Raw genomic sequence first — 8,514 nt, 5'->3', positions numbered from 1 at the left:
CGCGTCGTAATCAGTTACGTATATGATCTCATGAATCCCGTCGTTTTTCTAGGTGTGGAGGATTTGACGCTTACATTTTAATAAAGATATCCCCTAGACTTGGCTCTTTCGTTTCTATTCGATCAATTAACCCTCGTTTCATCCAATCGGCTATTTGATCAGCCGTTCCCTCATCTATCGGGAGCTCGTATGCTTCCCCATTGATTAAGTCAACACAAACTACGTTTTCCCGATGCTGTTTTTTTAGTTCCCTTGGTGAGCCGATGGTTTGGATTTGTCCTTGATACAAAATCGCTACACGGTTACATATCAATTCGGCCTCAGTCATATCGTGCGTAGTTAAAAAAATCGTTGTCCCATTCTCATTTAAGTAGCGTAAGCCTTTATAAATATGTGCTGAGTTTACTGGATCTAAAGCCGAAGTAGGTTCATCTAAAAATAATAATTCTGGCTCATGGATAATCGCGCATGCCAACATGACACGCTGACGCATCCCTTTCGATAAGAGATTGACTTTCTTTTTGCGCTCTCCGCTTAAGTTTACAAACTGCAGCACCTTATCGATCGAAGATCTGGGAAGATCATATAATTGGCGATACAGCGCTAGATTTTCCTCAATAGTTAATCTCTCATATAGACCACTGTTATCCGTCAAAATGCCAAAGCGCATCTTCTGTGCAGACTGATTCATCATCTCCGCTGGCTGGTTAAATACACTTGCCTGTCCACTTGTCGGATTTAATTGCGCAGTTAAAATCTTTATTAATGTTGTTTTTCCTGAACCACTCGGACCTAGGAAACCAAAAATTTCCCCTTTCGGAATCGAAAAAGACACGTCTGCTAATGCATCCTTATTTCCAAATCTCTTTCGAATATGTTCTACATGGATAACATCCATTAACACCACTTCCTTAGAGTTGATGGCTTAAATATATAAAGAATGCATGCTTCCAGCCATCAAAACCCGCCGAAATGTAGCTGTTAACGCCTGAATGGTACCATGGAATGCTTGATTGGTTCGACATTATTACCCCGGAAATTAAATGTTAAGAAGTGCTTTTAATTCATGCAATTTTGAACGAGATAACGGAACCACGGCATCTTTACCTATATTTAATCGCAAGCTGTAGCTATTCTTCGTCCATGTAATAATCTCTCTTACTTTTTGCAGATTAACGATGTAGGAACGATGACACCTAAAAAACCCGAAATTTAACAATCTCTGCTCAAGCTCGGTTAGCGTCAAAGCACAGTCATAATTTTCCCCATCCGCATGAACAACGATCGAACCATCGATACTTTCTATAAAATCGATTTCAGGCGGATTAAATAAAATCACTTTGTCATTTCTTTTCGTATAAATCTTCTGCAAGGTTATATTGGCCCGATCTTGTTCCTGCACTTCCTGTTTATCCTCTTCTGAGTCCCGAATATCCAATTGATGAAATCCGGACTCGTTCAATCGATAAATGGCATCACAGGAAATAATGGCATCCTCCAAATTCGAAGTTAAAATTAAAATCTGCTTTTCTTTCGAAAGGTCATCTAAAATCCGTTTAAAATGACGACGATCTTGTTCTTCCAAGTAAAAATAGGGTTCCTCCAGTACAAGTGTAGGCTGATGCGCAAAAAAGACACGCAGCAACGTCACATACATCCTTTTCGATGGGCTTAGATCCTTGATTTTTACCTTCCGTTCTTCTTTTAAAGCAAAATAATCCATTAACAAAGCGACACGCTCATTCCTCTCCGTTACTTTGATTAGAAAAGTGATTAGCTCTTCCACCGTTAAACGCATATACTCGCCTTGTTGAGCTCGAAATAAATAATATTGGGAATGATTCACTAATTGATTCATTAAAAGCTGCTTTCGCTTCAAGTCCGTTATAATGCCAATCGATTGGTTCGATGTCATATTTAATTCGATCTTCGGTAGAAATAACTCCCCATCATCATACAATGGTTGAAATTGCATGCCATCCTCCTGGTCAGTGCCGCTATAGGATATATAAACCAATTATAATGTTAGGATACTTTTTTGTCAGTTTCTATCGAAAAATATAACGGCATGTCTTCTCTAATAGATACCAACAATGCATAGGTCGGGAACATACGATGAGAGGGGGATTTTTTATGCAAAAACGCTTTCAAAACTTGGATCGGCTCATTCACTCGGGGTCTTTGTTCAATTTAGTAAGGGCTTTAGTAAACCTCCTCTCCATAATTCTCCTCCTAATTGTTTGGATTATGAAATCCATTTTTAATTATACGAGCGTATCACCCATTCATCTTTTTTATACACAAGCCAATATTCCGACTTAGCCTTCGCCTTATGTCTTTCCATGTTGTTATAAACATCATCAAAATCCATAATTTTCCCAATTACATTAAAGGGGATTTCTACGCTGTTTCGAGATTTAATAACCCTATATAGATCAATTAATATTCCATCTTTGGCGAATAACGCTAATTGTTCTCCAATGTCTTGACTTAATGGCGATACGTTCTTCCGATAAGATTTCACTCTATTTGAAACCAGACGTCCTAATACATCAATATATTGATTTTTGTCTTTATAGAAAATTTTGTTGAACCAACCATCATCATGTGCCAAATATACAAACTTATTATTGAGTTTTTCGAAAAATGGGCTTCCAAGTGGTTGTTTATAATAACCTAAATACAACAACTCTGCTTTTTCATGAGGAGTGAGATTATCAAGGGTAAAAATCCAATCAAAATCCACCCAACAAAAATCTCCATAAGAATACACATTTTCTTTGTAAAGGTCATTCAGATTTTGATTTCTTACAAATTCTAATCTTAGTCCATAATGATAGTCCTCACCTGTATATCCAGATGCAAGGAGCAAGATATTGTTTGGTTCAATTGTAAGACAATTGATAAAGTCAATAAATTCAATTCCCATTGATGTTACTGACTGTTCATTTTCGTTATAGATCATGTAAATGACATCTTTTGTTTTCATCTGTAAACCTCCGAAATTTAATAATTGCTCCTCATTTATTGGTCGTGTTTATCATCCTTATCGGGTTTCCTAACAAATTGTTGTCTACAACGTTCTTCAAAAGCCCAAACCCAAGCATCATTTTCACTATACCATATCCCGGAACAATTATTTTGTCGTATCGCTTCTAACTTTACTCATTTCTGCCCGATCACCAACAAGGAATCCCTTGTTGACAGAATATTAAAACCGTACATAAATGGTCATGTTTTACCAATAAACCAATCAAAAAAGTGGTTAACTTAAAAAGTGCTGGATTTCCATCAATATCAAAACAAAAATAATCATAAATCTAACCATTATCTTCATCATGACTTTGGATTACATGGGCGAAACGGTCTGGGCATGTATATCCCTCTCCATTTATTCTCCGTTTGCAACAGACAGACTTGTACATTTACAATAAGAAAATGACAAGGGCTAAATACATATCGACAGGAGGAAATTAGATGCCGCAATTAATTTTTAGAGGAATTCCAGCCGAGGGCATACGTGCAATTAGTATAGCGCTCGTAGAGGAGATGGCCGCAATATGCCAATGCGGAACGGATAATTTCACCTTGGAGTGCCTGCACGTCACCGCTATATTCGACGGGAAATATACCGATTCGTACCCTTTCATCGACGTATGGTGGTTTGAGCGGGGGGACGAAGTGCGCGATAAGATGGCCGAGGCGATTGATAGGCATGTCCGGTCGCTCGGTATACCCGATCTGGAGATTTCCTTCCGTGTTGGCCGCGAGGACAATTTTTATATGAACGGACGTCGGTATAGTTCCTAGCTGATTCATTGGGAAGTGTTTTAAAATGAAAATATTCAGTACGGCTCCAGAAGGAAATGAATTGGCACAATATGGACACTAATAATTTTGAAGAAACTAAACCGTAAATCTGGCAGAAGATATCAGATTTGATCCTGAAGCAGGAATGTTTTGTGCATAGACTTTAAAAAAGCCTGTGAAGATGATGCAATTGCCTGGCTTGTGGAGCAGGCAAACGTCAAAATCCTTCAGCCCTCGAAAGAAACTTCATTTTAAAGAGCTTGCATTTTGGCTCGAATTGCTGTAGTATAAGAGAGCTGGTCAACATTAAAGATCACAATGCTTAGTTATACTATCGCGGGGTGGAGCAGCCCGGTAGCTCGTCGGGCTCATAACCCGAAGGCCGCAGGTTCAAATCCTGCCCCCGCAACCAACTTACAATTCTAGCTCGGCATATATATCAAAATGCCTTTAACCCGCTGAACGTGGATTAAAGGCATTTTTGCGTTATCATATAATTTCATGGCTCCTTGGGCAATAGGAGCTCTGTCTATTATTTGTATAACACCTTATCTACATTGTACTTAGCCTTATATTCGTTGATAATGTACGTCTCGTATATTTCTCTATGGAGGGGATCCTCGACTAAACAAACCTCGATTCTGATCACTTCCTCCCGCTTCTCTTTGATGACCGATACCGTATCCTCGAAATGCTTCTTGATTCGGGGTCTTAGCTTCCGGGCCTTGCCAACGAATAGGAGTTCATCCTTATCATTGTAGAACATAAAAATCCCCGCTTTATCTCTTGGAATCAGAATGAAATCCGTAAACCCGTAAATATGGCTTAATTCGGGGGCCTTCTGTTTGTAAATCGTGACATCCGGAGTCGGAATCTTTATTTGTATCATGAACATTCACTCTCTCTTCTGCGTCATTGTTATTTTCGGTTCGCCTCATGTACCTTCAGCAGCTTGCCTTTGATCGTCGTATCCTTCATCTTATCAAGAACGAGGCACCCTTTGCCATTGAGGATATCCACGTAGGAGGCGTTATCCTCTATCGTGATAATCCCGATGTCATCCGCCGATACCCCGTCAATCTTAGCAATGGTGCCGACGAAGTCTACCGCTCTGATCTTCTTTTTCTTTCCCCCGTTAAAATAGAGCTTCAGAACTTCCTGATTCGAACGGGAGCTCCGGTCCTTCTTGATGGTTCGCCGGTTCCTTATCTTCGCTTCAAAAGCAGGACTGGTACGTGCGATCGCTTCTTTGGAAGGGTTGTCTCTCTTGGGAATCTCGAACCCAATATATCGCTCGACGTTGGCAACGAATTTCTCTTCGGTCGGCGTGGCGAAGGAGATCGCTGTCCCCGAATGTCCGGCCCTTCCCGTTCGACCGGTCCGATGGACATAGCTTTCGTTCTCTTGCGGAAAATCATAGTTGATGACATGGCTGATGTTCTCGATATCGATCCCTCTCGCGGCGACATCCGTCGCGATCATATAGCGGAGTTCCCCTTGTTTGAACGCATTCATCATCTTCGTGCGATCGTCCTGCTCCATTCCCCCATGGATTTTGCCGCAGGGGTATCCGTGCTTGTTTAATTCTTTAAACACGACTTCAACCCTAATCTTCGTTCGGCAAAAGATAATGCAGCTATCCGGATTCTCGACGATAGTGACGTCCCTGAGCAGATTCAGCTTGTTCTCGTCCCTGACCGAATAAATCGAATGCTCGATTTGGCTTGTCGTTCTAGCCTCGCTCTTCACCTCAATGTCCAATGGATAATTCATATACTTATGGCATAAATTCTCCACGTCCTTGGGCAAGGTCGCCGAGAACAACATGGTCATTCGATTCTGAGGCAGTTCGCGGATAATCTTCTCCACGTGCTCGATAAAACCCATATTCAGCATCTCATCGGCTTCATCGATCACAAGAAACTTTATTTGCTCCAAGTCGATCGTCTGCCTCTCGATATGATCGATTAACCGCCCCGGCGTGCCTACGATGACGTGATTTCTCTGCTGCAGTTGCACCTTCTGCCTGGCAAAAGGCTGCTTGCCATAAATAGAGGCTGCCTTTATTCTTTTATATCTGCCGATATTCATGATGTCCTGCTTAACTTGATCGGCAAGCTCGCGAGTTGGCGTTAAGATCAGGGCCTGCGGCCGATTCTCTTCCCATTCCAACATCTCGCAGATCGGAATGCCATAAGCCGCGGTCTTCCCGCTTCCCGTATGGGACTTGACGGTCATATCCTTACGCTCAAGCGCAATGGGGATCACCTTGCATTGAACTTCCGTTGGTTGTTGATACCCCAAGCTATCTAAAGAACGGGTAATTTCCTCGCTTAACTTATAGTCTTTAAAGCCTTGCTCACTCATAAGTAAACCCCTTTTTTATAAGTAACAACGAATTTCTATATTGTCGAGTCTAGGTTTCGCAAAAAAGAAAAAGCTGCTCCTAACGTATTAGGAGCAGCCTCGCTTTAGCTTACTAAACTTTTGTGACGTTCTCAGCTTGCGGTCCGCGATTACCTTGGACCACGTTGAACTGAACTCGTTGACCTTCATCCAACGATTTGTAACCATCACCCTGAATCGCGCTAAAATGGACAAAAACGTCATTCCCACCTTCGACTTCAATAAAACCGAAGCCCTTTTCACTGTTGAACCATTTAACTGTACCTGTTTGCATATTGTTACCTCCAAAATAATTTTAACATGATCATTTTTTATAAAAAAAATCACACATTGGGAAAATTTTCGTTATATCATGAGACCCTTTTCAATATGCGAATTGGTTTCCACTGATATTAATCTGTACCAGATTAACACAACCATTTCGAAAAGGCAATCAATTGGGGAACATCGGTATTACACTCCGTATACTTAGTGGAACCGCTGCCCGTCTGGATTCGCAAAGAAGAGGTTTTTGTGTCGATTTAGTAACCACCTGTCTTCATGTCATCCCTAGCTTCACCGTGCTTACTTGCCAGCTTTCTTCCGCCGTCTCCGGCGGCGGCTACCGGAGACGGCGGTGCTTCCTTCATTCCCGGCAGAGTCGCTCCGATCAGCGCCGCCGCTATGGACGCGGGCGCTGTCTCCGGACGTCGCACCACCCGCTCTGACCTTCTCCAACTTCGTCGGAGCAGTCTCCGTAATCGCCATCGGATACAAATGATCCCCGATCACCGGAATCCTCTGCTTAATCAGCTTCTCGATATCCTTTAGATAAGGAATCTCCTCGTACTCGCAAAACGAGATCGCGACTCCGCTTAAGCCCGCCCGTCCGGTGCGGCCGATCCGATGCACATACGTCTCCGGGATATTCGGCAAATTGTAGTTGATGACATGCGACAGCTCATCAATGTCGATACCACGGGCCGCGATGTCCGTCGCTACCAACAAGCGGGTCGCACCGCTCTTGAAGTTCTTCAGCGCCGTTTGGCGGGCGTTCTGCGACTTGTTGCCGTGAATCGCCTGCGCTGTAATCTTCACCTTCATCAAACCGCTTACCAGTCGATCCGCTCCGTGTTTCGTACGAGTGAATACGAGCGCGCTCGTAATCGACTTATCCCGCAGCAGATCGATCAGCAACGGGAGCTTATTCGGCTTGTCCACGAAGTAGAGCCTCTGCTTGATCCGCTCCGCCGTCGAGGAAACCGGTGTAATCTCGATTTTCATAGGATTCGTCAACAGCAAGTCTACCAAAGACGTGATCTCGGGCGGCATCGTTGCCGAAAAGAACAACGTCTGCCGCTTAGCAGGCAACTTAGCGATAATTCGCCTCATATCATGTATGAAGCCCATGTCGAGCATCCGGTCGGCTTCATCAAGCACCAGAATCTGCACGCAAGTCAGATCGACGAACCCTTGGTTCATCAGGTCAATCAACCTGCCCGGTGTTGCGATCAGAATGTCCATGCCTTCCTCCAGTGCCTGCTCCTGTGCTCTCTGCGGGACGCCGCCCACGATCACTGCGCTGCGCAGATTCGTGAAACGTCCGTAAGATTTGATGTTGTCAGAAATCTGAATAGCCAGCTCCCGGGTAGGCGTCAGGATAAGCGAACGAATGACGCGCTTGCCCTTCGTGAGGTCCCGCTGCGTACTCAGCAGCTGGATGATCGGCAGCAAAAACGCTGCTGTCTTTCCGGTCCCCGTCTGGGCGCATCCGAACAAGTCACGGCCAGCCAGCACGGATGGGATTGCCTGCTCCTGTATGGGTGTGGGCTGATTATAATTTTCCTTGGCCAGCGCTTTGAGAATGGGGGGAATCAACTGCAATTGTTCAAATGTCATAAGATCTCCTTATTCATGTCGACGTACATCTCGAAAACGAAATGATCGTATCGGTTGGTTTCTTCTTACCCTTCGCTAGGAAAATAGATGAAAAATCGAAAGGTTCAGCTTGCGCAGTTAGTGCCTTGGGCATCGAACAGATTGCGGGCAATTCAAGCGCTTTGGAATTCCACTGCATGTCTAGATATATTCTCTGTTAGATCTTTTGCTGTAACCAGTATAACTTATCCGCAGAGAGCTCGCACACAATCCCCCCGTTTCCCTTTTCTAAGAATACAACATTTTCTGCCATATAAATACATTTTTTTGCGTTATTTATGGTACGGCTCAGCTTATTTACAAAGTAAGCGTCAAATCCTCCACACCTAGAAAAACGACGGGATTCATGAGATCATATACGTAACTGATTACGACGCGCAC

General features: G+C 43.4%; 8 protein-coding genes and 1 tRNA gene. 2 read left to right on the top strand and 7 right to left on the bottom strand.

The genetic code is table 11. The features are described 5' to 3' along the window. Positions 1-70: 70 nt before the first annotated feature. The 3 genes from NLX71_RS25595 to NLX71_RS25585 form a co-directional block, all read right to left on the bottom strand. Positions 71-898 (bottom strand): ABC transporter ATP-binding protein, encoded by an 828-nt coding sequence (locus NLX71_RS25595; protein WP_254366604.1) that lies wholly within the window; start codon positions 896-898, stop codon positions 71-73. A gap of 141 nt (positions 899-1,039) precedes the next feature. Further along, positions 1,040-1,975, bottom strand: a complete 936-nt coding sequence (locus NLX71_RS25590; protein WP_254366603.1) for a LytTR family transcriptional regulator DNA-binding domain-containing protein — start codon at positions 1,973-1,975, stop codon at positions 1,040-1,042. Positions 1,976-2,260: 285 nt separating this feature from the next. Beyond that, on the bottom strand, positions 2,261-2,989 hold the full coding sequence (locus NLX71_RS25585) for a hypothetical protein (RefSeq protein ID WP_254366602.1): 729 nt from the start codon (positions 2,987-2,989) through the stop codon (positions 2,261-2,263). A gap of 488 nt (positions 2,990-3,477) precedes the next feature. Here NLX71_RS25585 and NLX71_RS25580 point away from each other — a divergent pair, with 488 nt between their 5' ends. Further along, positions 3,478-3,810, top strand: a complete 333-nt coding sequence (locus NLX71_RS25580; RefSeq protein ID WP_254366601.1) for a DUF1904 family protein — start codon at positions 3,478-3,480, stop codon at positions 3,808-3,810. Positions 3,811-4,145: 335 nt separating this feature from the next. Beyond that, positions 4,146-4,222, top strand: a tRNA-Met gene (locus NLX71_RS25575). A 120-nt stretch (positions 4,223-4,342) separates the two neighbouring features. Here the strand turns inward: NLX71_RS25575 and NLX71_RS25570 are convergent. The 4 genes from NLX71_RS25570 to NLX71_RS25555 all read right to left on the bottom strand — a co-directional run bounded on the left by NLX71_RS25570 (position 4,343) and on the right by NLX71_RS25555 (position 8,094). After that, the gene (locus tag NLX71_RS25570; protein WP_254366600.1) at positions 4,343-4,699 is read right to left on the bottom strand and encodes a nucleotide excision repair endonuclease; all 357 of its coding nucleotides are present in this window, start codon (positions 4,697-4,699) and stop codon (positions 4,343-4,345) included. A 29-nt stretch (positions 4,700-4,728) separates the two neighbouring features. Beyond that, the gene (locus tag NLX71_RS25565; RefSeq protein ID WP_254366599.1) at positions 4,729-6,177 is read right to left on the bottom strand and encodes a DEAD/DEAH box helicase; all 1,449 of its coding nucleotides are present in this window, start codon (positions 6,175-6,177) and stop codon (positions 4,729-4,731) included. Positions 6,178-6,289: 112 nt separating this feature from the next. After that, positions 6,290-6,490 carry a cold-shock protein gene (locus tag NLX71_RS25560; protein WP_090673747.1) on the bottom strand — a complete coding sequence of 67 codons (201 nt, stop codon included), beginning with the start codon at positions 6,488-6,490 and terminating at the stop codon, positions 6,290-6,292. A 290-nt stretch (positions 6,491-6,780) separates the two neighbouring features. Then, complete coding sequence (locus NLX71_RS25555; protein WP_254366598.1) at positions 6,781-8,094, bottom strand: DEAD/DEAH box helicase; 1,314 nt, start codon at positions 8,092-8,094, stop codon at positions 6,781-6,783. Positions 8,095-8,514 lie beyond the last annotated feature (420 nt).

The organism is Paenibacillus sp. MZ04-78.2 (assembly GCF_024213375.1).
Lineage (GTDB): Bacteria > Bacillota > Bacilli > Paenibacillales > NBRC-103111 > Paenibacillus_G.
This window is presented reverse-complemented; position numbering and strand designations above follow the sequence as displayed.